The 21,952-nt window shown below is 60.4% G+C and carries 16 protein-coding genes and 4 tRNA genes; 3 read left to right on the top strand and 17 right to left on the bottom strand.

The genetic code is table 11. From position 1 onward, the window contains the following. Nucleotides 1-26: 26 nt before the first annotated feature. The 15 genes from fusA to BW995_RS07305 all read right to left on the bottom strand — a co-directional run bounded on the left by fusA (nucleotide 27) and on the right by BW995_RS07305 (nucleotide 17,774). A complete protein-coding gene (gene fusA / locus BW995_RS07375; RefSeq protein ID WP_076399502.1) occupies nucleotides 27-2,105 on the bottom strand; it encodes an elongation factor G in 2,079 nt (692 codons plus the stop codon). A 50-nt stretch (nucleotides 2,106-2,155) separates the two neighbouring features. Next, nucleotides 2,156-2,626: a 30S ribosomal protein S7 gene (rpsG, locus tag BW995_RS07370; protein WP_076399501.1), complete on the bottom strand. Its 471-nt coding sequence runs from the start codon at nucleotides 2,624-2,626 to the stop codon at nucleotides 2,156-2,158. Nucleotides 2,627-2,644: 18 nt separating this feature from the next. Continuing rightward, the gene (rpsL, locus tag BW995_RS07365; protein WP_076399500.1) at nucleotides 2,645-3,016 is read right to left on the bottom strand and encodes a 30S ribosomal protein S12; all 372 of its coding nucleotides are present in this window, start codon (nucleotides 3,014-3,016) and stop codon (nucleotides 2,645-2,647) included. A gap of 443 nt (nucleotides 3,017-3,459) precedes the next feature. Continuing rightward, nucleotides 3,460-7,659: a DNA-directed RNA polymerase subunit beta' gene (gene rpoC / locus BW995_RS07360; protein WP_076399499.1), complete on the bottom strand. Its 4,200-nt coding sequence runs from the start codon at nucleotides 7,657-7,659 to the stop codon at nucleotides 3,460-3,462. A 162-nt stretch (nucleotides 7,660-7,821) separates the two neighbouring features. Beyond that, nucleotides 7,822-12,003 (bottom strand): DNA-directed RNA polymerase subunit beta, encoded by a 4,182-nt coding sequence (gene rpoB, locus BW995_RS07355; RefSeq protein WP_076399498.1) that lies wholly within the window; start codon nucleotides 12,001-12,003, stop codon nucleotides 7,822-7,824. 428 nt (nucleotides 12,004-12,431) lie between these two features. Next, on the bottom strand, nucleotides 12,432-12,806 hold the full coding sequence (gene rplL, locus BW995_RS07350; protein WP_076399497.1) for a 50S ribosomal protein L7/L12: 375 nt from the start codon (nucleotides 12,804-12,806) through the stop codon (nucleotides 12,432-12,434). 82 nt (nucleotides 12,807-12,888) lie between these two features. Then, complete coding sequence (gene rplJ, locus BW995_RS07345; protein WP_076399496.1) at nucleotides 12,889-13,410, bottom strand: 50S ribosomal protein L10; 522 nt, start codon at nucleotides 13,408-13,410, stop codon at nucleotides 12,889-12,891. 383 nt (nucleotides 13,411-13,793) lie between these two features. Next, entirely contained in the window at nucleotides 13,794-14,489 is a 696-nt protein-coding gene (rplA, locus tag BW995_RS07340) for a 50S ribosomal protein L1 (RefSeq protein WP_076399495.1), read from the bottom strand. A 4-nt stretch (nucleotides 14,490-14,493) separates the two neighbouring features. Beyond that, on the bottom strand, nucleotides 14,494-14,925 hold the full coding sequence (gene rplK, locus BW995_RS07335; protein WP_076399494.1) for a 50S ribosomal protein L11: 432 nt from the start codon (nucleotides 14,923-14,925) through the stop codon (nucleotides 14,494-14,496). 108 nt (nucleotides 14,926-15,033) lie between these two features. Then, nucleotides 15,034-15,567, bottom strand: coding sequence for a transcription termination/antitermination protein NusG (gene nusG / locus BW995_RS07330; RefSeq protein WP_076399493.1), 534 nt, complete (start codon nucleotides 15,565-15,567; stop codon nucleotides 15,034-15,036). A gap of 6 nt (nucleotides 15,568-15,573) precedes the next feature. Beyond that, entirely contained in the window at nucleotides 15,574-15,771 is a 198-nt protein-coding gene (gene secE, locus BW995_RS07325; RefSeq protein WP_076399492.1) for a preprotein translocase subunit SecE, read from the bottom strand. A gap of 143 nt (nucleotides 15,772-15,914) precedes the next feature. Then, nucleotides 15,915-15,990 (bottom strand) — tRNA-Trp (locus BW995_RS07320). Nucleotides 15,991-16,174: 184 nt separating this feature from the next. After that, on the bottom strand, nucleotides 16,175-17,365 hold the full coding sequence (tuf, locus tag BW995_RS07315; protein WP_076399491.1) for an elongation factor Tu: 1,191 nt from the start codon (nucleotides 17,363-17,365) through the stop codon (nucleotides 16,175-16,177). A 113-nt stretch (nucleotides 17,366-17,478) separates the two neighbouring features. Then, a tRNA-Gly gene (locus BW995_RS07310) sits at nucleotides 17,479-17,552 on the bottom strand. Nucleotides 17,553-17,688: 136 nt separating this feature from the next. Further along, nucleotides 17,689-17,774 (bottom strand) — tRNA-Tyr (locus tag BW995_RS07305). Between the two features lie 127 nt (nucleotides 17,775-17,901). Between BW995_RS07305 and rlmB the strand changes: the two genes are divergently transcribed. Next, nucleotides 17,902-18,798, top strand: a complete 897-nt coding sequence (gene rlmB, locus BW995_RS07300) for a 23S rRNA (guanosine(2251)-2'-O)-methyltransferase RlmB (RefSeq protein ID WP_076399490.1) — start codon at nucleotides 17,902-17,904, stop codon at nucleotides 18,796-18,798. Between the two features lie 72 nt (nucleotides 18,799-18,870). Next, a tRNA-Thr gene (locus BW995_RS07295) sits at nucleotides 18,871-18,946 on the top strand. A gap of 355 nt (nucleotides 18,947-19,301) precedes the next feature. Here the strand turns inward: BW995_RS07295 and BW995_RS07290 are convergent. Then, on the bottom strand, nucleotides 19,302-20,555 hold the full coding sequence (locus BW995_RS07290; protein ID WP_076399489.1) for a DUF2478 domain-containing protein: 1,254 nt from the start codon (nucleotides 20,553-20,555) through the stop codon (nucleotides 19,302-19,304). A 71-nt stretch (nucleotides 20,556-20,626) separates the two neighbouring features. Next, entirely contained in the window at nucleotides 20,627-20,860 is a 234-nt protein-coding gene (locus tag BW995_RS07285; protein WP_076399488.1) for a DUF3553 domain-containing protein, read from the bottom strand. A gap of 135 nt (nucleotides 20,861-20,995) precedes the next feature. Between BW995_RS07285 and BW995_RS07280 the strand changes: the two genes are divergently transcribed. Then, complete coding sequence (locus BW995_RS07280; protein WP_076399487.1) at nucleotides 20,996-21,670, top strand: histidine phosphotransferase family protein; 675 nt, start codon at nucleotides 20,996-20,998, stop codon at nucleotides 21,668-21,670. Nucleotides 21,671-21,952 lie beyond the last annotated feature (282 nt).

Below are 21,952 nucleotides of genomic sequence, written 5' to 3'. Positions count from 1 at the left end.
CCAACCTTGCTCTGAACCAACCAGCCTTAGCCGGCCAGCTTGGCACGGATCTCTTCAGAAACGTTGTTCGGCACTTCGGCATACTTGTCGAAGACCATGGTGTACTGGGCGCGGCCCTGGGACATCGACCGCAGATTGTTCACGTAACCAAACATGTTGGCCAGCGGAACAGAGGCGTCGACCACGCGGGCATTGCCGCGCTGATCCATGCCCGAGACGTTGCCACGGCGGCTGTTAAGGTCGCCGATGATGTCGCCCATGTATTCGTCCGGGGTCACCACTTCGACCTTCATCACCGGCTCAAGCAGCTTCGGGCCAGCCTTGGGCATGGCTTCACGGAAGGCAGCGCGAGCAGCGATTTCGAACGCCAGAACGCTCGAGTCGACGTCGTGGTACGAACCATCAATCAGGGTGACCTTGAAGTCGGTGCAGGGGAAACCGGCAATGGTCCCGGTATCCAGAGCAGACCGCAGGCCCTTTTCGACGCCCGGAACGTATTCCTTCGGCACCGAACCACCGATCACGGCGTTTTCGAACACGAAACCAGCACCCGGCTCCAGCGGAGCGAACTTCAGCACGACCTTGGCGTACTGACCCGAACCACCGGACTGCTTCTTGTGGGTGTAGTCGCAGACGTATTCCTTCGAGATGGTTTCGCGATAGGCCACCTGCGGGGCGCCCACGGCGGCATCCACCTTGAACTCACGACGCATACGATCGACGATGATTTCGAGGTGGAGTTCGCCCATCCCCTTGATCACGGTCTGACCGGTTTCATGGTCGGTCGACACACGGAACGACGGATCTTCGGCGGCCAGACGAGCCAGCGCCATCCCCATCTTTTCCACGTCAGCCTTGGTCTTGGGCTCAACGGCCACTTCGATCACCGGCTCGGGGAATTCCATGCGCTCCAGGATCACCGGCTTCAGCGGATCACACAGGGTGTCGCCAGTGGTGGTGTCCTTCAGGCCAACGATGGCAACGATATCGCCAGCAGCTGCGCCCTTGATTTCTTCGCGGTTGTTCGAATGCATGAGCAACATACGGCCGATGCGTTCACGCTTTTCCTTGACGGTGTTCACCACATAGGAACCGGCTTCGACGGTACCCGAGTAGATGCGCACGAAGGTCAGCGAACCAACGAACGGGTCGTTCATGATCTTGAAGGCAAGACCGGCGAACGGCTCGTCATCGCTGGAGTTACGAACAACTTCGGTTTCGCCATCGGTCAGCACACCACGGATGGCGGGCACTTCGAGCGGCGACGGCAGGAAGTCGATCACGGCATCCAGCATGGTCTGGACGCCCTTGTTCTTGAAGGCAGAGCCACACAGGACCGGCACGAACACTCGGGCAACGGTACCCTTGCGGATACAGGCCTTCAGGGTTTCTTCGTCCGGCTCGTTGCCTTCCAGATAGGCTTCCATCACCGCATCGTCGACTTCGACGGCGGTTTCCACCAGCTTGGCGCGGTAGTCGGCAGCCTTGTCAGCCAGATCAGCCGGAATGTCGACGTATTCGTAGGCAGCGCCCAGATCGTCGCCCTTCCAGATCACGGCCTGCATCTTCACCAGGTCAACGATCCCGGCGAATTCGGCTTCGGATCCGATCGGCAGATTGACCACCAGCGGAACAGCACCCAGGCGATCGACGATCATGTCGACGCAGCGGTAGAAGTTCGCACCGATACGGTCCATCTTGTTGACGAAGCACATGCGGGGCACGCCGTACTTGTCAGCCTGACGCCACACGGTTTCGGATTGCGGCTCGACGCCGGCAACCGAGTCGAACACGGTCACAGCACCATCGAGCACGCGCAGCGAACGTTCCACTTCAATGGTGAAGTCGACGTGGCCCGGGGTGTCGATGATGTTGATGCGGTGGTCTTTCCAGAAGCAAGTGGTAGCAGCAGAGGTGATGGTGATACCCCGCTCCTGCTCTTGTTCCATCCAGTCCATGGTAGCAGCGCCGTCGTGGACTTCGCCGATCTTGTGCGACTTGCCTGTGTAATACAGGATGCGCTCGGTCGTCGTAGTCTTGCCGGCATCGATGTGGGCCATGATGCCGATATTACGGTATCTCTCGAGCGGGGTTTCGCGTTTCATGACGAACTCTTGAGCCTTGAGGGTCTTACTAAAGCCAGCAGAAATGCCGACTACCAGCGATAGTGCGAGAAGGCCTTGTTGGCTTCCGCCATGCGATGCGTATCTTCGCGCTTCTTGACGGCACCACCACGGTTGGAGGAGGCATCCATCAGTTCGCCGAACAGACGATCAATCATGGTGGTTTCCGACCGCTTGCGGGCGAAATCAACCAGCCAGCGGAACGCCAGAGCCTGACGACGGTCCGTACGGACTTCGACCGGCACCTGGTAGGTTGCACCACCAACGCGACGCGAACGCACTTCGACCGACGGCTTGATGTTGTCGATGGCGTCGTGGAACAGCTTCAGCGGATCCCCGCCAGCCTTCGAGGACAGCTTGTCCAGCGCACCGTAAACGATGTGCTCGGCAGTGCCCTTCTTTCCGTCAAACATGACGGAGTTGATGAACTTGGCCAGGACCTGGTCACCAAACTTGGCGTCCGGCAGGACCTCACGCTTTTCTGCTTTATGACGACGAGACATTGTCGCGCTTCCCTATTCTTACTTCGGACGCTTGGCGCCGTACTTCGAACGACGCTGCTTACGGTCCTTAACACCCTGCGTATCGAGGGTACCGCGAATGATGTGGTAGCGAACGCCGGGAAGATCCTTCACGCGGCCGCCGCGGATCATCACCACCGAGTGCTCCTGGAGGTTATGACCTTCGCCAGGGATGTACGAGGTCACTTCAAAGCCGTTGGTGAGGCGCACACGGGCCACCTTACGAAGGGCCGAGTTCGGCTTCTTCGGCGTGGTGGTGTAAACGCGGGTGCAAACACCGCGCTTTTGCGGGCAGGCCTGCATGGCGGGAACCTTGTTCCGCTTGACCACCGGCTGCCGCCCACTGCGAACCAACTGATTGATCGTCGGCATTACCGTTCCTTTATTTTCCTAACGCTTTCGCGTTTCCAATAAGCCTGCGCGTCAAAAGCGCTTTACCGACAGTTTTCGTAAAGCGCCGGATTCTTCGCCGGCATAAGACCCAATTACGACCGTGAAAGGGCCGTGTGGGAATTCCTTTACAGGAGTCCCAACGGCGCCCTTCCTCAAGAGGCCCCAAAGGCCTGATGTCAAATCGCGCTAAACCAAAAGATCTCACCTGACCGACCCGACAGGCCGATCACAAGACCTCCGATTGAGGGGCGCATACTACGGATGCCCCCCGATACCGTCAAGCGAAAGCTGATGCCTGTCACAAAGCAGAGCCCTCACCGGACGATTCAAGGCTGCCCCCGAACATCTTTGTAATAAAATGTCCTGAAGCAGCCTCGAAACGTCAGTTTATAACCGATCGTTCATCAGGCCAAAGACGGCCTTTATTCAGCCGGAGTGCCGGGAACGCCCGACTCTCCGCCGACTCCGGCGACTCCCGGCAGGGCCGAGAAATCCGCAGTCTCCTGAATTTGCGCCAGATCACGATCCCGACGGGCCGCAATCTGCCGCTTGGTGTTCATCGCAGCGCCGGTCCCGGCAGGGATCAGACGACCAACGATGACGTTTTCCTTCAGACCGACCAGGGTGTCGACCTTGCCCGAGACCGAAGCTTCGGTCAGGACGCGAGTCGTTTCCTGGAACGAGGCTGCCGACACGAAGGAGTGCGTCTGCAGCGAGGCCTTGGTAATCCCCTGGAGAACCGGCGAGGCAACCGCTTCGCGGCCACCATCCTTGATGGTCTTTTCGTTTTCGAACACGAAATCGACGCGATCAATCTGTTCCCCGGCCAGGAAGGTGGTGTCACCCGGATCGGTGATTTCAACCTTCTGCAGCATCTGGCGGACGATCACTTCAATGTGCTTGTCGTTGATCTTCACGCCCTGCAGACGATAAACGTCCTGGATTTCCTTGATCAGGTAATCGGCCAGAGCCTCGACACCCATCACACGCAGGATGTCGTGCGGCACCGGGTTGCCGTCCATCAGCGGATCGCCACGCTTGACGTAATCGCCTTCCTGCACGGCCAGGTGCTTGCCCTTCGGCACCAGGTATTCCATCGGCTCGCCAGCATCGTCGCCGGTCGGGGTGACCAGAATACGGCGCTTGTTCTTGTAATCCTTGCCGAATTCAACGCGACCATCGATTTCGGCGATGATGGCGTGATCCTTCGGCTTGCGGGCTTCGAACAGTTCGGCCACGCGCGGCAGACCACCGGTAATGTCGCGCGTCTTGGAACCTTCCCGCGGGATACGGGCCAGCACGTCACCGGCGTTGACCTTCTGCCCCGGCTCGACCGACAGGATCGAGTCGACGGACATGTAGTAACGGGCTTCCATGCCGTTCGGCAGGGTCAGGACCTGATCGTTTGCGTCACGCAGGGTGATGCGCGGACGCAGATCGCCGGACTTGGGCATCGACTTCCAGTCGATAACCACGCGCGAGGAAATGCCGGTCGCTTCGTCGAGCTGTTCACGGACGGACACGCCGTCGATCAGGTCAACATAGCTGACATAGCCTTCCAGCTCGGTGATGATCGGCAGGGTGTACGGATCCCACTCCGCCATCTTCATCCCCTTGGCGACATCCTGTCCGTTCTCGACATAGATCTTCGCGCCATAAGGAATACGATGACGGGCCTTTTCGCGGCCCTGCACGTCCAGCAGGACGACTTCGCAGTTACGCGACATGACGATGGCGATGTTGTCGGAGTTGATAACCACCTGACGGTTTTCGACCCGGATCTTCGAGTCAAACGCCGCTTCAACCGCCGACTGTTCCGCACCACGCTGAGCCGCACCACCGATGTGGAAGGTACGCATGGTCAGCTGGGTACCGGGTTCACCGATCGACTGCGCGGCGATAACACCCACAGCTTCACCGGTGTTGACCTCGGTGCCGCGCGCCAGGTCACGACCATAGCACTTGGCGCAGATGCCGGTTGCCGCTTCGCAGGTCAGTGCCGAACGGATCATCACGGTTTCGATACCGGCCGCTTCGATCTTTTCGACTTCCGCTTCGGTGATGATTTCGCCAATCGGAGCCAGAATGACGCCGGTTGCCGGATCAATCACATCCTCGGCAGCACTGCGACCCAGCACACGTTCGCCCAGCGAGACCACCACTTCGCCGCCATCGACCACCGGAACGGCCTTCAGGGCGTTCTTGGTGCCGCAATCGCGTTCGGTGATGATCGCATCCTGCGCCACGTCCACCAGACGGCGGGTCAGGTACCCCGAGTTCGCCGTCTTCAAGGCGGTGTCAGCCAGACCCTTACGGGCACCGTGGGTGGAGTTGAAGTACTCCAGCACGCTCAGGCCTTCCTTGAAGTTCGAAATGATCGGGGTTTCGATGATTTCGCCCGACGGCTTGGCCATCAGGCCGCGCATCCCGGCCAGCTGCTTCATCTGCGCTGCCGAACCACGCGCCCCGGAGTGGGCCATCATGTACACCGAGTTCACCGGACGACCGGGTTCGACCTTCGAGATTTCCTTCATCATCTCGTCGGCGACCAGATCGGTACAGTGCGACCAGGCGTCAACCACCTTGTTGTACTTTTCACCGTGGGTGATCAGACCGTCCTGGTACTGCTGTTCGAATTCCTTCACCAGACGTTCGGTGTCGGCAACCAGCTTTTCCTTGGCGGCGGGGATCACCATGTCGTCCTTGCCGAAGGAGATCCCGGCGCGGGCGGCCTGCTTGAAGCCCATCGACATGATGCGGTCACAGAAGATCACCGTCTCTTTCTGACCGCAATGGCGGTAGACGATATCGATGACGTCCTGAATGTCCTTTTTCCGCAGCAGACGGTTGATCAGCGTGAACGGCAGCATCGGGTGACGCGGCAGCACGCTGGCCAGCATCATCCGGCCCGGAGTGGTGTTGACCACCAGGGTAACCGGAGTGTTGTTGGCATCAACGGTGTGGTAACGGGCACGAATGTTGGCATGCAGGGTCACGGCCCCGGCATGCAGGGCGTGTTCCATTTCCGCCAGATCGGCAAAGGCCATGCCTTCACCCGGTTCACCGGCCCGTTCCATGGTCATGTAGTACAGACCGAGGACCATGTCCTGCGTCGGAACGATGATCGGCTTGCCGTTGGCGGGGCTGAGGATGTTGTTGGTCGACATCATCAGCACGCGGGCTTCGAGCTGGGCTTCCAGCGACAGCGGCACGTGAACCGCCATTTGGTCACCGTCGAAGTCAGCGTTGAACGCCGTACAGACCAGCGGATGCAGGTTGATGGCCTTGCCTTCGACCAGCACCGGCTCGAACGCCTGAATGCCCAGACGGTGCAGCGTCGGCGCACGGTTCAGCATCACCGGGTGTTCGCGGATCACCTCTTCGAGGATGTCCCACACTTCCGGGCGCTCTTTTTCCACCATGCGCTTGGCGGCCTTGATGGTGGTCGCCATGCCGTACAGTTCAAGCTTGGAGTAGATGAACGGCTTGAACAGTTCCAGCGCCATCTTCTTCGGCAGGCCGCACTGGTGCAGCTTCAGTTCCGGCCCCACCACGATCACCGAACGACCGGAGTAGTCAACGCGCTTACCCAGCAGGTTCTGACGGAAACGACCCTGCTTGCCCTTCAGCATGTCGGCCAGCGACTTCAGCGGACGCTTGTTCGCACCGGTGATGGCGCGACCACGACGGCCGTTGTCGAACAGGGCATCGACCGATTCCTGCAGCATGCGCTTTTCGTTGCGGATGATGATTTCCGGCGCACGCAGCTCGATCAGGCGCTTCAGGCGGTTGTTGCGGTTGATGACGCGACGATAGAGATCGTTCAGGTCAGAGGTCGCAAAGCGGCCTCCGTCCAGCGGCACCAGCGGACGCAGTTCGGGCGGAATGACCGGAATCACTTCCAGGATCATCCATTCCGGACGGCAACCCGACTCGAGGAACGCTTCGACGATCTTCAGACGCTTGACCAGCTTCTTGCGCTTGGCTTCCGAGCTGGTTTCGCGCAGCTCCTGCCGCATTTCCACCCGCAGCTCTTCGAGGTCCAGAGCGCACAGCAGATCGCGGATGGCTTCGGCACCAATCCCGGCGGTAAAGGTGTCTTCGCCGTATTCTTCCACCGCACGCTGATACTGCTCTTCCGACAGCAGCTCAAACATCTTCAGCGGGGTCAGACCGGGTTCGGTCACCACATAGTTTTCAAAGTACAGGACGCGTTCGAGATCCTTCAGCGTCATGTCCATCAGCAAGCCGATGCGCGACGGCAGCGACTTCAGGTACCAGATGTGCGCCACCGGCGCGGCCAGCTCGATGTGGCCCATGCGTTCGCGCCGCACCTTGGACAAGGTGACTTCGACGCCGCACTTTTCGCAGATGATGCCGCGATACTTCATGCGCTTGTACTTGCCGCACAAGCATTCGTAATCCTTCACCGGCCCAAAGATACGGGCGCAGAACAGACCGTCGCGCTCGGGCTTGAAGGTACGATAGTTGATGGTTTCCGGCTTTTTGATTTCGCCGAACGACCAGGACCGGATCTTTTCGGGGCTGGCGATAGAAATCTTAATCTGGTCAAACGACTGGCTGCCGCTGGCCTGACCAAAGATTTTCATCAGTTCATTCATGCCTGATCTCCCGTTGCGAAACCGACGCGGTGCGCCGTTCAAGAAAGGCCCGGTGGGGACATGGCATACCGTCCCCACCATCGCCGGTTCCGCCTTTCGCTATCGAATAACGAGGCCTAACCGTGGGTGAAACGTCCTTGCGGACCGAGGGGCGTCGACCGCTCAGCTTTCGCTTTGCAGCAGTTCGACGTCCAGACTCAGCGACCGCATTTCCTTCACCAACACGTTGAAGGACTCAGGGATGCCCGCCTCAAAGGTGTCATCGCCACGAACAATCGCTTCATAGACCTTGGTACGGCCGGAAACGTCGTCGGACTTGACGGTGAGCATTTCCTGCAGGGTATAGGCAGCGCCATACGCCTCCAGGGCCCACACTTCCATTTCCCCGAAGCGCTGACCACCGAACTGTGCCTTACCACCCAGCGGCTGCTGGGTAACCAGCGAGTAGGGGCCAATCGACCGGGCGTGGATCTTGTCGTCGACCAGGTGATGGAGCTTCAGCATATAGATGTAGCCCACCGTCACCTGACGGTCGAACGGCTCACCGGTACGGCCGTCGTGCAGGGTCACCTGACCAGAGGTGTGCTGGCCAGCCTTTAACAGGTATTCGGCGATGTCACGTTCCCGCGCACCATCGAACACCGGCGTCGCGATCGGAATACCGGAGCGCAGGTTGTGCGCCAGTTCCTTGACTTCGCTGTCGTCGAGATCGGCGATTTCTTCGGCGTAGGTTTCTTCACCATAGACGTCCTGCAGCTTGCCGCGCAGGTCATCGACAGTCTTGTTCTGATACTTCACCGCATCGAGCATCTCGCCAACCTGCTTGCCCAGGCCACGGCAGGCCCAGCCAAGGTGGGTTTCGAGAATCTGACCGACGTTCATGCGCGACGGCACGCCCAACGGGTTCAGCACGATATCGACGTGGGTACCGTCTTCCAGGTACGGCATGTCTTCGATCGGGACAATGCGGGAGATAACCCCCTTGTTCCCGTGACGACCGGCCATCTTGTCCCCGGGCTGCAGCTTGCGCTTCACCGCCACGAACACCTTGACCATCTTCAGCACGCCCGGCGGCAGTTCATCGCCACGCTGCAGCTTTTCGACCTTGCTTTCGAAACGCTTCTGCAGCTGTTCGATGGACTCTTCAAAGGCCTTCTTCATGCCTTCGATGTGGGTCATCACCGCGTCGTCTTCGACGGCGAACTGACGCCACTGGCCCGGGGTGTAATCGGACAGCACCGACTCGTCGATCACCACGCCGGTACGGAAGCCCTTGGGACCGGCAACAGCCTTCTGCCCCAGCAGCTGATCCTTCAGACGCAGGCTGAACGAGCCTTCCAGAATGGCGCGTTCGTCATCGCGGTCCTTGGCCAGACGTTCGATTTCGGCGCGTTCAATCGCCAAAGAACGTTCGTCCTTGTCCACACCGCGACGGTTGAACACCCGCACTTCGACGATGGTCCCGGCCACACCCGGCGGCAGACGCAGCGAGGTATCGCGCACGTCCGAAGCCTTTTCACCGAAAATGGCGCGCAGCAGCTTTTCTTCCGGGGTCACCGGGCTTTCGCCCTTGGGAGTAACCTTACCGACCAGAATGTCGCCCGCCTTCACTTCGGCGCCGATGTAGACCACGCCCGCTTCGTCGAGGTTCTTCAGGGCGTCTTCACCAACGTTCGGAATGTCGCGGGTGATTTCTTCCTGACCGAGCTTGGTGTCACGCGCCATCACTTCGAACTCTTCGAGGTGGATGGAGGTGAACACGTCGTCGGACACGATGCGTTCGGAAATGGTGATCGAGTCTTCGTAGTTGTAGCCGTTCCACGGCATGAAGGCGACGAGGACGTTCCGCCCCAGAGCCAGTTCACCCAGCTCGGTCGACGGGCCGTCGGCAACGATGTCACCCTTCACCACCAGATCGCCCACCTTCACCAGCGGGCGCTGGGTGATGCAGGTGCTCTGGTTCGAGCGCTGGAACTTGGCCAGACGGTAGATGTCCACGCCCGAAGCAGCCGCATCGACTTCCTCGGTGGCGCGCACCACGATACGGGTGGCATCGACCTGCTGCACCACACCGGTCCGGCGGGCGGCAATCGCCGCACCCGAGTCACGGGCCACAACGCCTTCCATGCCGGTACCGACGAACGGCGCTTCGGCCTTGATCAGCGGCACAGCCTGACGCTGCATGTTGGAACCCATCAACGCGCGGTTGGCGTCGTCGTTTTCCAGGAACGGGATCAGCGCCGCCGCAACAGACACCAGCTGCTTGGGCGAGACGTCGACATAGTCGATTTCTTCCGGGGTGATCATCACAAAGTCACCGGCCTTGCGGCAGGGGATCAGATCGCCCACGAACCGGCCATTGCCATCGACTTCGGCATTCGCCTGCGCGACAGCGTAACGGCCTTCTTCCATCGCCGACATGTAGGTCACGTCGTTGGTGACGCAGCCGCCGACAACCTTGCGGTACGGCGCTTCGATGAAGCCGTACTGGTTGACGCGGGCAAAGGTCGCCAGCGAGTTGATCAGACCGATGTTCGGGCCTTCCGGCGTTTCAATCGGGCAGATACGGCCATAGTGGGTCGGATGCACGTCGCGGACTTCAAAGCCTGCGCGTTCGCGGGTCAGACCCCCTGGCCCAAGCGCCGACAGACGACGCTTGTGCGTCACTTCGGACAGCGGGTTGGTCTGGTCCATGAACTGCGACAGCTGCGACGAGCCGAAGAATTCACGAACGGCCGCCGCCGCCGGCTTGGCGTTGATCAGGTCATGCGGCATGACGGTGTCGATATCGACCGACGACATGCGTTCACGGATGGCACGTTCCATGCGCAGCAGGCCGACGCGATACTGGTTTTCCATCAGTTCGCCGACCGAGCGCACACGACGGTTGCCCAGGTGGTCAATGTCGTCGATTTCGCCGCGACCATCCTTCAGCTCGACCAGCATCTTGATGATCTTCAGGATATCGTCACGACGCAGCACACGCACCGCATCGCCGACATCATTCAGCGAAATGTTCAGGCGCGAGTTCATCTTGACGCGACCGACCGCCGACAGGTCATAGCGTTCCGAGTCAAAGAACAGGCCACGGAACAGCGCTTCGGCGGTTTCCAGGGTCGGCGGTTCGCCCGGACGCATCACGCGATAGATGTCGATCAGGGCTTCTTCACGGCAGGTGTTCTTGTCCGCAAACAGGGTGTTGCGGATATAGCCACCAACGTTGACGTGATCGATATGCAGGGTCGGCAGTTCGGTCATGCCGGCTTTTTCGAGCGTGGCCAGAGTATCTTCGGTGATCTCTTCGCCTGCTTCGATATAGATCTCGCCGCTCGCCGGATTGACGATGTCCTGGGCAGCATAGCGGCCCAGCAGGTCTTCGACCTGCACGCGCATTTCGGTCAGGCCTTCTTCGACCAGCTTGCGACCCAGACGCGGCGACACCTTGCCACCGGCTTCGACCTTCACTTCGCCGGTTGCGGCGTCGACCAGATCATAGGCCAGCTTGACGCCCTTCAGACGTTCCGGAGCAAACTGGGTCTTCCAGCCCTTGCTGTCATAGGAATAGACAATCTGGCTGTAGAAGTAGTTCAGGATGTTCTCGCCGGTCATCCCGGTCAGTTCGCTCGGGTCCACCGCCTTGCGCTGTGCCGCCCGCGTTGCGCGCAGGGCTTCGGCTTCCGCCGAGTCGAGCGCGTACAGCAGGGTGGTCACCGGCAGCTTGCGGCGGCGGTCGATACGCACATAGACCTGGTCCTTGGCGTCGAACTCGAAGTCCAGCCACGACCCGCGGTACGGAATCACGCGCGCAGCGAACAGGTACTTGCCCGACGAATGGGTCTTGCCCTTGTCGTGGTCAAAGAACACGCCCGGCGAGCGGTGCATCTGCGAAACGATCACGCGTTCGGTACCATTGATGATAAAGGTACCGTGCTTGGTCATCAGCGGCATGTCGCCCATGTAGACATCTTGTTCCTTGATGTCACGGACCGAGCGCGCGCCGGTGTCTTCGTCCACGTCCCACACCACCAGGCGCAGGGTCACCTTCAGCGGAGCCGCAAAGGTGATGCCGCGCTGCTGGCATTCTTCGACGTCATACTTCGGCTCTTCGAGGTCGTAGGAGACGAACTCCAGCTCACCCTTTCCGGCGAAGTCCTTGATCGGAAAAACGGATTTGAAAACTTCCTGCAAGCCGCTGTTGGTGCGCTTGCTCAACGGAATGCCCGTTTGCAGGAACTGGTCGTAGGATGCCTTTTGCACCTCGATCAGGTTGGGCATGGGGGCAACCGTCGGAATGCGACCAAAATTTTTCCGCACGCGCTTCCGACCCGTAAAGGACTTAGGCATTGCCGCTCCTATATGTCTTGACTTGCGTCTGATGGCTCAAAACCTCAAAGCCCCCGAATCCCTCGTCTGGCGGACAAGGCACTCGAAGGCCCGGGCGTTGGCAGGGAGCGCCAGAGCACGCACCAATCCCGCCGATGTATGAGCGATCGACCCCACTGCCCGCATCTGCTCTTCAATGCGGCGTCCGGTTCGACCTTCGCAAGGCTCTGCACAAAGCCCTGGGAACGTCGCCCCCTCTCCCGGTTTACCGGGCAAGTGCTCGATTCGGGCAACAGACAGCAAAACGCCGCCTCATTGCTCCCTCGAACGGGGCGCCATAAGACGTCATTTCCACTCAAAAATCAAGCCCGATTCGTATCATTCAAGCACTGATAGGTCGGAAGCCATGAAGGCTCCCGACCCGTCAGCAAGAAGGCAAGGAAACTGAATTACTTCAGTTCGACCTTGGCGCCGGCTTCTTCCAGCTTCTTCTTCAGTTCGGCAGCTTCGTCCTTCGACGCGGCTTCCTTCACGGTCTTCGGAGCGCCTTCGACCAGGTCCTTGGCTTCCTTCAGACCCAGGCCGGTGATGGCGCGGACTTCCTTGATCACGTTGATCTTCTTGTCGCCGGCGTCAACCAGGACGACGTCGAATTCGGTCTTTTCTTCGGCAGCCGGAGCGGCAGCGCCCGGAGCAGCAGCAGCCACGGCAACCGGAGCAGCGGCGGACACGCCCCACTTTTCTTCCAGCAGCTTGGACAGCTCGGCAGCTTCCATAACGGTCAGGGCGGACAGGTCGTCAACCAGCTTAGCGAGATCGGCCATTTAAATGTAACTCCGTTGTTCAACCACCCCGAACACAGTCGCGGGCGGCCAGTCTTTGACAGGAAAAAGCGATAGGCTTGGCTTACGCAGCTTCTTCGCTCTTGGAGGCATAGGCAGACAGCACGCGCGCCACCTGACCACCCGGAGCCTGCAGGACGCCGGCGATACGGGTCGCCGGGGTCGAGATGAGGCCAACCAGCTGGGCACGCAGCTCGTCCAGGGACGGCATCGACGCGAGGGACTTGACGCCATTGACGTCAAGAACAGTCTCGTTCATCGCACCGCCGAGGATCACGAACTTGTCGTTACCTTTGGCGAAATCAACGGCAGCCTTGGCGGCAGCCACCGGGTCGGACGAAATGGCAATGCCAGTCGGACCGGTGAACAGCTCGCTGAGGCCTTCGAAGCTCGTACCTTCAAGGGCAAGACGGGTAAGCCGATTCTTGGTCACACGGAAGCTCGCACCGACTTCCGCCATCTTCGCGCGCAGGGTGTTCAGATCGGCAACGGTCAGGCCCTTGTAGTGGGCGACCACGACGGTCTGGACATCCCCGAGCGTCTGATGCAGGTCGGCAACGAATTCCTGCTTCTGGTCTCGGTTCACTCTACGTCTCCGCTCTCTCGCCTGACGACACGAACGTCAGGACGGTTGCGTTATCCTCGGGGTAACATACCCCTTGGGAATACCTGCCCCAGAAGTCCCAAGCCGTTTCCTGACCGTAACGCCGGTCTCATCCGTAAATGGAACCGGGACAACGGAAAAACGGAACTTGCAACTCCCGTCTACGCAGGGGGAAAATTCCTTTAGGCTTTCGAGGATTCCGCTTTCTGACTGAACAGAAAGACTGGGTACTCGTCAGCCCCTGCGGTCTTGGACAGGTAAAGGAGTCACGCGGATATCCGGTTAACTCCCATACCGGAAAGGGTGGCGAACCACCCTCCCCTCTCGATGGCTGGCGCCACCGAAAATCTCATCAGTCGGGCTGATTAGCCAGCGATCGAGCTGATGTTGACCTTCAGGCCCGGGCCCATGGTGGAGCTCAGGGAAACCTTCTGCACGTAGGTGCCCTTGGCACCGGTCGGCTTGGCCTTCTGGATCGCATCCACAAAGCTGCGGATGTTTTCGATCAGAGCCTGTTCGCTGAACGAAGCCTTGCCCACGCCAGCGTGCACGATACCGGCCTTTTCGACGCGGAACTGCACCTGACCAGCCTTGGCAGCGGTAACCGCACCGGCGACGTCCATGGTAACAGTGCCCAGCTTCGGGTTCGGCATCAGGCCGCGGGGGCCCAGGATCTTGCCCAGACGACCGACGATCCCCATCATGTCCGGGGTCGCGATGCAGCGGTCAAAGTTCATTTCACCGGCCATGACCTTTTCCATCAGGTCTTCGGCGCCAACAATGTCGGCACCAGCGGCTTCGGCTTCCTTGGCCTTGTCGGCCTTGGCGAACACGGCGACGCGCACGGTCTTGCCGGTGCCGTGCGGCAGTTCGCACACGCCACGGACCATCTGGTCGGCGTGACGCGGATCGACACCCAGGTTGATCGCCACTTCGACGGTTTCGTCGAACTTGGCCTTGGCCTTGCCCTTGATGGTGGACACGGCAACGGTCAGATCGTAGAAGCGGTTACGATCGATGTCTGCGTAGGCGCCCGTCAGACGCTTTCCAACTTTCGCCATCGTCTTACTCCACCACCTCGAGACCCATGGAACGGGCCGAACCAACGATCATGTTCACGGCAGAATCGACTTCCGAGCAATTCAGATCTTTCATCTTCTGCTCGGCAATGCCGCGAATCTGCTCCAGGGTCACCTTACCGACGTTGCCGCCGCGACCCGGGGTCTGCGAACCCTTCGACAGGCCAGCGGCCTTCTTCAGGAAGTACGACACCGGCGGGGTCTTGGTGACGAAGGTGAAGGTACGGTCGGAGTAGGCGGTGATGACGACCGGAATCGGCATACCCGGCTCAAGGCTCTGCGTGGCGGCGTTGAAAGCCTTGCAGAATCCCATGATGTTCAGACCGCGCTGACCCAGCGCAGGACCGATCGGCGGCGAGGGATTGGCCTTGCCGGCCGCAACTTGCAACTTGATGAAACCAATAATCTTCTTTGCCATCTCTACACCTCTGTCTGGCGAGGCCCGCGGTACGGCCCGGCAAAAGGCCCTCCACGGAAACCCGGAAGCCCCACTCCATGCGGGGCCCCGAACTTACCCTCCGGGATCTTACAGCTTCTCGACCTGCGAGAATTCCAGATCCACCGGAGTCGAACGTCCAAAAATGGACACCGAAACTTTCAGGCGGGACTTTTCGTCATCCACGTCTTCAACCATCCCGTTGAAGGACGCGAACGGACCGTCAGCCACACGCACCTGCTCACCCACTTCGAACGATACCGAGGTCTTCGGTCGATCGACACCGTCCTGAACCTGACGGATGATCCGCTCGGCTTCGGCTTCGGTGATCGGGCTGGGGCGGCCACGGCCACCCAGGAAACCAGTTACTTTCGGGGTATTCTGAACCAGATGCCAGCTCTCGTCGGTCAGCACCATCTTCAGCAGCACATAACCGGGGAAGAACTTGCGCTCGGCGGATACTTTCGCCCCGCGGCGCATCTCCACCACTTCTTCCGTGGGGACCAGAACTTCCTCGAACAGCTCTTCCATGCCCTTCTGAACCGCCTGCTCGCGGATCGACTGGGCGACTTTGCTTTCAAAGCCGGAATAGACGTGCAGAACGTACCAACGGGCGGTCGCCATGGTTGATTACCCTCCCAACCCGAAAATCAGCTTGACGCCCCAAGCCATCAACTGATCGACGACCAGAAAGAACAGCGAGGCAACGACAACCATCACAAAGACCATCAAGGTCGAGATCGTCGCTTCCTTACGCGTCGGCCAGGCAATCTTCGCCACCTCTTGGCGGACCTGACGAACGAAAAGCGCCGGAGTGGTTTTCGCCATTATCGCTCACTATCCCTGTTGGGGCCAACCCCGGAAAACCGGGGACTCTAAGCAGAGAGGGCGCCTGCGAGTCCGTTCCTTTTCAGGAAGGCCTCCCGACGCCCCACAAACCACCTTTGAGACAAAGGGGATATTCTGGCTGATGGCAGGGGCGGCAGGGATCGAACCCGCAACCCCCGGTTTTGGAGACCGGTGCTCTACCAGTTGAGCTACACCCCTATAAGGAGTCCCAGCCATCAGGACTGAAGTCGATTTTCTTGAGACTTAGCAAGAACTTTCGACCTGTTGCCGATCCGTTGATCGGCTCGAGAGGACGGTTATATACCCGCCAACCCGGAAGAGATCAAGACCTTTTTGACACCCCGGCGACTCTTTTTATCGAGCCGCCGGGACATCAGCAACATCAGGCGATGATCTTGGCAACGACGCCGGCGCCGACGGTACGACCGCCTTCACGGATGGCGAAACGCAGACCTTCATCCATGGCGATCGGCGCAATCAGCTTCACGGTCATGGAGATGTTGTCGCCCGGCATCACCATTTCGGTGCCTTCCGGCAGCTCGATGGTGCCGGTGACGTCGGTGGTGCGGAAGTAGAACTGCGGACGGTAGTTCGAGAAGAACGGGGTGTGACGGCCACCTTCATCCTTGTTCAGGATGTAGCACTCACCGGTGAAATCGGTGTGCGGGGTGATCGAACCCGGCTTCGCCAGAACCTGGCCACGCTCCACGTCTTCACGCTTCACGCCGCGCAGCAGGGCGCCGATGTTGTCGCCGGCTTCGCCCTGATCGAGCAGCTTGCGGAACATTTCAACGCCGGTGCAGGTGCTCTTCACAGTGGCCTTCAGGCCAATGATTTCGACTTCTTCACCGACCTTCACCACGCCACGCTCGACGCGACCGGTCACCACGGTGCCACGGCCAGAGATCGAGAACACGTCTTCGATCGGCATCAGGAAAGCCTGATCCTTCGGACGGGCCGGCTGCGGGATGTAGTCGTCAACGGCCTTCATCAGCTCGAGAATCGCTTCGCGACCGATGGTGGCGTTGTCGTCGTTCAGAGCGGCCAGAGCCGAGCCCTTCACGATCGGAATGTCATCGCCCGGGAATTCATAGGACGACAGCAGCTCGCGGATTTCCAGCTCGACCAGTTCCAGCAGTTCCGGATCGTCGACCTGGTCAACCTTGTTCATGAACACCACCAGGGCCGGCACGCCGACCTGACGGGCCAGCAGGATGTGCTCGCGGGTCTGCGGCATCGGGCCGTCAGCGGCCGACACCACCAGAATCGCGCCGTCCATCTGCGCAGCGCCGGTGATCATGTTCTTCACATAGTCAGCGTGACCCGGGCAGTCAACGTGAGCATAGTGACGGTTCGCGGTTTCATATTCGACGTGAGCGGTCGAAATGGTGATACCACGCGCCTTTTCTTCCGGGGCCTTGTCAATCTGGTCATAGGCCGCAAACGTCGCGCCGCCGGTTTCGGCGAGGATCTTGGTGATCGCAGCAGTCAGCGTAGTCTTGCCATGGTCAACGTGGCCAATGGTGCCAACGTTGCAATGCGGCTTGGTACGCGCAAATTTTTCCTTAGCCATCGTCGAACCCGTCGTCTGTCTGGTGGATCAGTTAAGGGGGATCGCCGCGTACTTCGCAAAGTAAACAGCAGCCCATAAAGAACAAGCGCCTTGCGGCGCTCGAGAAGAAAGATTGGAGCGGGTGATGGGAATCGAACCCACGTAGCCAGCTTGGAAGGCTGGAGCTCTACCATTGAGCTACACCCGCGCTGCAAAAAAACAGCGCATTTGTCTCGTATCGCATTTGCGAAACGGACAGATACACTGCTTTGCATCGCCGTGATTTGGAACAGGTCAGCCTATTCTAACTTTTTGAAAGAACACGCTTCGCTATCAGCAGGCGGTGGTGGAGGGGGTTGGATTCGAACCAACGTAGACGTACGTCGACAGATTTACAGTCTGTTGCCTTTGACCGCTCGGCCACCCCTCCGTTGGGGACCGCTGCTTTCCTGCCTCATCGGCGGGAGGCCAGTAGATACCCGCACACCTCCCCCTTGTCAACGAGAAAAAATCAAATAGCCTGAAAAAACTTTCTCACCCGCTACAGGAGCCTGCCCATGGCCCGCACCCCGTCCCGTTCGTCTGCCGGTTCATCCCCTGCCCCCACCCGCGCCCCCCAGCGCGGCAAGGGACCGGCACAGACCAAGGGAGATCCGGCCCGAGGCGACGGCCCCTCCCGCAAGCCCGCCGCCCGCCCGGCAAGCAAAAGCGCCGAAGGCTGGCTGTATGGCCGCCATCCGGTCGAAGCCGCCCTGCTCAATCCCCAGCGGCAATGCCATCGCCTGATGGCCACCAAGGACGCCCTCGCCAGTCTGGACTCGCTGCTGCGCGGTCTGCGTCGCCCGATCCCGGTCGAGGTCGTGCCACGGCAGGACATCGACGATCTGCTCGGCCCGCAGGCGGTGCATCAGGGGCTGGCGCTGAAAACCGGCCCCCTGCCTGCCCTCACCCCGGAAGATCTGGTTGAAATGGCCCGCGATCAGGACAATGTGGTGGTGATGGTGCTCGATCAGGTCACCGACCCGCACAACGTCGGCGCCGTCCTGCGCTCGGCCACCGCCTTTGGCGCGTTGGCAGTGGTGGTGCAGGATCGCCACTCGCCCGATGAAACCGGCGTGCTGGCCAAATCGGCATCGGGCGCGCTGGAAAAAATGCCGCTGGTGCGCGTCGCCAACCTCGCCCGCGCTCTCGACATCCTGAAAGACGGTGGCTTCTGGGTGGCTGGCCTCGCCGCCGATGGCCGCCAGACCATCCGGGGTGCCAACCTGAGCGGAAAAATCGCCCTCTGCCTCGGCTCGGAAGGCGAAGGACTCCGCCGCCTCACCCGCGACCATTGCGACCATCTGGTCCGCCTGCCGATGATGCCCGGCGCAGTCGAAAGCCTGAACGTCTCCAACGCCGCCGCCGTCGCCCTTTACGCCCTGCGCGAGCAGGTGCTGGAACAGACACAATAAGGAACCATCCGCCATAAACCGTTGAATTTGGGACTTGGCGAAGCCCCCCTTGGTAGGCTATCAAGGGGGCACGCCCCTATAGCTCAGCTGGTAGAGCACCTGATTTGTAATCAGGGGGTCGCGGGTTCGAATCCTGCTGGGGGCACCAGTTCAACCCACTGGAAACACTGCGTTTCCAGTGGGTTTATTTTTGCCCGATCCGGCAAAAAGGGGCCGTGGCTAGCGATATGGCTAGCAAAACGGCTGGTGCTCCACACCTCGCTGGGGCCTTAGAGCATTTTCAAGTTGACCGTCTCCGGTCAACGGCTCGGAAAATGCGGCCCTAAAAGGGAAGAGCGTTTTCGCTCGGTGTGAAAACGCTCTAAGGCCCCAGACCCCACTCCTTTGATCATAAAAGAAAAATGGGGGCTTGGGGGCATCGCCACCAAACGGGTTTGGGCGGTAGCCCACACTGATCCCACCAACTGTCGTGTACTGTAGATTCACATTTATGGCTCACAGCCCTAACGGGCCAGCACACGCAAGCGGACAAACGGCAGTAAATCCCGCTCATCACTGGCCCCGGCGCGGATTGCCTGCGCACACCCGCCGGGATCGTGAATTTCGGCACCAATCAGGGCCGACAGGCCATAGGACAGCAGGCGCGGCGTCAACGGCACGGCCAGCCCGGCCAGCACGACGCAGCTTTCCGGCGACACCTGCCCCAGCAAGGCTGGCAGGCTGCGTTCAGCCAGCGCGGCAGCTGGCAAGGCAACTGCAGCAGCGGCAGGCAACCACCAGGGCGAAGACACCAGTGCCTGTGGCAAAGACATCGCCAAGGCCCCGACGGGGACGGTCACCAGACTGTTCTGAACCGTGGCGGACAAGATATTGACCGTTGCCGATGACCGTGCGGGGTCATGTGCATCGGCAACGCCCCCATACGGCTCGTCCAGCGGCATCCCCCCCTTGCCGTGCCCGGCCACCAAAGCTGCCAGCGCCCACGCGGCCCCCCATGGCGAACCACACATCAGACCAGCGGCCACATCCTGCATCGCCATGCCGACGGCAGGGGGCGGCGGCGCATCGGTGGTCATCGCCGCATATGCAGGCACCGGAGCCAGCCCCCAGCCGCAGGCGCCTTCCAGCATCACCCAGTGGCGCCCCAGCACGGCCTGACGCACGGTTCCGGCCTCCCCTGACAGGGACCCGGCCAGATCGGCCAGCAGGTGCGCCGCCCCCCACCATTGCCACAGGGCATCAAGATCGGGCGGCAACAAAACGCCGCGCCCGCCGGTGAAATCCATCCACGCCTCGACCGAATCCGACGGCACGGTGGTCAGTACCGGAATCCGCCCACTGGCGGCAGTGGCAAACTCGGCGCGGAAACCGCGCCCTTCGGCCTCCAGATGGGCGAATTTGCTCAACACCAGCAGGTCAGGCTGCTGCTCAAGGGCCGACAGCAACCGCCCGGACACCGAACACACCGCCTGTTCGTCCAGCGTACAGGACTGCGAGCCACTGCCCAGCCTTTGCGAAACGGACAGGCGATCGCCGCTGATCACATCGACCAGCACCATATCGCTCTTCCGCCCGTCCTCGCCCCGCAGGGTCTGCTGGACCACACCGACCACCGAGAAGCCTCGCTGGTGCAAGGTACGGGCAAAATCGGCCATCAGGCGGCGCGCAGCCTCTCCGCCCAGGATCGCCGCAGGCGGACGAACCACAGGGACGGCAAAGGGCGACAGGGAAGACGCGGCAGACGATGATGTTTTCATAAACACCGAGGGGACATCATTTCCATACCTGATGCAAGGATTTTGCACCCCTTCCCGTCACCCGTCACCCGTCACGCTGCGCCGCGTGTTGCCTTCTCGGCTTTGGCTTCGGCGTCAAGGTAGGCATCCAGTTCGTGGTCTTCCAGAACCTGCAACGATACCACCGCCGTATTGACCAGCACTTTCCCGGCATGGGCAAAGTTCACCGTCACCCGGTGACCGACGGCAGACTGAATCTGCCCCAGCCCCCAATCAGGCTGCTGGGGATGCAGCACCCAGGCGCCCGGCAGCAAAAAAAACGACATGGTTCCTCCGATCCTGCTCAGCGCCTTTAGCGTAAGACGCCTGATCAAAAAGCATATGGTGTCTCAGGCAGCTTGCCTAAAGAGGGAGCGGCTTTTACCCTGCCTCGTGCACAGTTGGAACAAGAAAGACCGGCAATGACTGACCCAGTACCCGATGCCACCCTTTCAGCCCCCCTGCTGACTCTGGTTCCGGCTGTTGATATCGAGGTCATGGCCCTGCTGTGCACACGCCTGTGCCATGATCTGTCCGGCCCGATCGGGGCCATCGCCGCCGGAACCGAGCTGTTGAGCGACGGCGATGACGATTTCGTTCAGGAAACGGCCGCCCTGCTCTCTCATTCAGCCGACAGCGCGGTGGCCCGCCTGCGGCTCCTGCGCGCCGCCCTCGGCGTTCTGCACGGCGGCACGGTGGCCCCGGTCCAGACGCTGGAAGATTACCTGCACGCGGTCCACGGCACCGACATAACTCTTGATTGGCCGGAAAAGAATAGTCATGTATGGGAACAGGCGGATGTGGCCCGCATCATCCTGAACATGGCGCTGGTTGCCATTGATACCTTGGGCGGGCGAGGCACTATCTCGATTCACCTTGCCACATCCAACACCATTGTCGTCCGGGCCACCGGAAAGCGTTGCCAATTCACACCCACCCTCCTTGCTGCCTTGGAGGGTAACCGGCAGACCATCTCGGCACGAACGGTGCAGGCCTACTATCTGGCCTGCCTGACCGCAGATGGCGGCGGCCTTGGACACCAGAGTGCCGAGGGCTGGATAGAGCTTTCGTCCAGCTTGCCAAGTCAAGGAAAGTAGGGCTGTTTATGCTTTCGTTGCCATATCAAAACAAAACCTAAGAATCCTTCTGGTTTGAAGAAAGCCGTGCTAAAACCATTCCAGGTATGGCTATGCATGGTCGTTAAACTGCCGCCCCTGTCCCCCCCCTCCGGGTTTACCCCACCCCCCGGATTTACCACTGACAGGACGGCTCACACGCACCCCACAAATGCCCCCACAGATGCCATGGGGCAGACTGCGGGGGTCACAAGACAAAGCCTGTGTACCACAGACCCCGTCCGGGGATGGTCCACACGGGGC

Origin of the sequence: Insolitispirillum peregrinum, assembly GCF_900156605.1 — a bacterium.
Taxonomy (GTDB): domain Bacteria; phylum Pseudomonadota; class Alphaproteobacteria; order Rhodospirillales; family Rhodospirillaceae; genus Insolitispirillum; species Insolitispirillum peregrinum.
This window is presented reverse-complemented; position numbering and strand designations above follow the sequence as displayed.